The organism is Streptomyces sp. WELS2 (assembly GCF_013870595.1).
GTDB lineage: Bacteria > Actinomycetota > Actinomycetes > Streptomycetales > Streptomycetaceae > Streptomyces.
This window is the reverse complement of record NZ_JACBWZ010001098.1, coordinates 1-1,762: the sequence shown is the minus strand read 5'-3', so window position 1 is coordinate 1,762 and position 1,762 is coordinate 1. Positions and strand designations below refer to the sequence as shown.

2 protein-coding genes and 1 pseudogene are annotated in these 1,762 nt (G+C 71.9%); all 3 read right to left on the bottom strand.

Going from position 1 to position 1,762, the window contains the following annotated elements:
- Positions 1-147: pseudogene (locus H5J33_RS38515) on the bottom strand (ribonuclease D); the annotation flags it as partial.
- Between the two features lie 146 nt (positions 148-293).
- Entirely contained in the window at positions 294-953 is a 660-nt protein-coding gene (locus H5J33_RS34015) for a response regulator transcription factor (RefSeq protein WP_030777669.1), read from the bottom strand.
- Between the two features lie 337 nt (positions 954-1,290).
- Positions 1,291-1,762 (bottom strand): DUF3000 domain-containing protein (locus H5J33_RS34010; RefSeq protein WP_181798523.1); only part of this gene is annotated, 472 nt, incomplete at its 5' end.

Genomic DNA, 1,762 nt, shown 5'->3' with positions numbered 1-1,762 from the left:
CGCGTCGGCGATCACGGGCGGAATGCCCTCGCGCGGTTCGAGCAACGGAGTCGGCGCCCCCGTCACAGAAGATCCGGCGTCGTCCGGAGGAGTGCCTCCGGTGGTGCGCAGGGAGCTGTCTGCTGCGGTGTCTTGGGCGTCGGTCACCTGTCAAGGGTATCCGTGCGCGCACGGCGTCCGTCGACGGAACGTTCCGTCGACGGACGCGGCAGGGGCGTAAACCGGTCAGGGGCGGGCCGGGTCCGGTTCGCCGGAGGGAACGGGGCTTGCGCCGAAGGGGGCATCCGGTGGGCTCAGTGGATGATCCCGGTGCGCAGGGCGACGGCCACCATGCCGGCCCGGTCGCCGGTGCCCAGCTTGCGGGCGATGCGGGCCAGGTGGCTCTTGACGGTGAGCGCGGACAGGCCCATGGACACGCCGATCGCCTTGTTCGACTGGCCCTCCGCGACCAGCCGCAGCACCTCGACCTCGCGTCCGGACAGCTCGCGGTAGCCGCCCGGGTGGCTCGGGGCACCCGGGGGGCGGCGGTGCATACGGGCGGCGGCGCCGAGGGGAGCGGCGCCGGGACGGGTGGGGAGCCCGATGTTGGTGCGGGTGCCGGTGACGACATAGCCCTTGACGCCGCCGGCCAGCGCGTTGCGGACCGCGCCGATGTCGTCGGCGGCGGACAGCGCCAGTCCGTTGGGCCAGCCGGCGGCCCGGGTCTCGGACAGCAGGGTGAGGCCGGAGCCGTCGGGGAGGTGGACGTCGGCGACGCAGATGTCGCGCGGGTTGCCGATGCGGGGACGAGCCTCCGCGATGGACGAGGCTTCGATGACATCGCGCACGCCGAGGGCCCACAGATGGCGGGTGACGGTGGAGCGGACGCGCGGGTCGGCCACGACCACCATGGCGGTCGGCTTGTTCGGGCGGTAGGCGACCAGGCTTGCGGGTTGCTCAAGGAGAACGGACACCAGGCCTCCTGGGTGGGGGACGGGGCCGGCTTGTGGGGATGAAGCCGGGACGAACCGTGCTTTCAAGGTCACAGTCGTCTTCGGCAGCAAACTCGTCCGCCTTTAGGGAGTGATCACGATCTAGTGAGTAACAATCCGTGCGCTTCGGACACACGATCGATCAACCGAAGATCGAGTCGGTTCGAGCGAGTGCGATTCGAGTGCGGAAAGTGGCCGTATCGACAAAGAGATGGTCAATACGGCGTTTCACGACGACTCCACAGCGTGACCACGGATCGGTGCCGACGAGGCGCTCCTCGCCGGCACCGCGGATGACGGATGTTGTCCTGGCGCCCGCTCAGCGGGACTGCGGGCCCCGGCGCTGCGGCAGGGTCACCACCGACGCGTCCCCGGGACCGGCCGGCGGCAGGCCCGCGACCTGCGCCAGCAGATCGCACCAGGAGATCAGGTGCGCGGCGGTGTCCGGCGCCCCGCCCAGGCCCTCACGGGGCGTCCAGGAGGCGCGGATCTCGATCTGCGAGGCGGCCGGCCGCTCCGCCAGGCCGCCGAAATAGTGCGAGCCCGCCCGCGTGATCGTGCCGCTCGGCTCGCCGTAGGCCAGTCCGCGGGCCTGGAGCGCCCCGGTCAGCCAGGACCAGCACACCTCCGGCAGCAGCGGATCGGCCGCCATCTCCGGCTCCAGCTCCGCCCGCACCAGCGTCACCAGCCGGAACGTGCCCTGCCACGCGTCGTGCCCGGCCGGGTCGTGCAGCAGCACCAGACGCCCGTCGGCCAGCTCCTGCTCGCCGTCGAGCACCACCGCCTCCAGC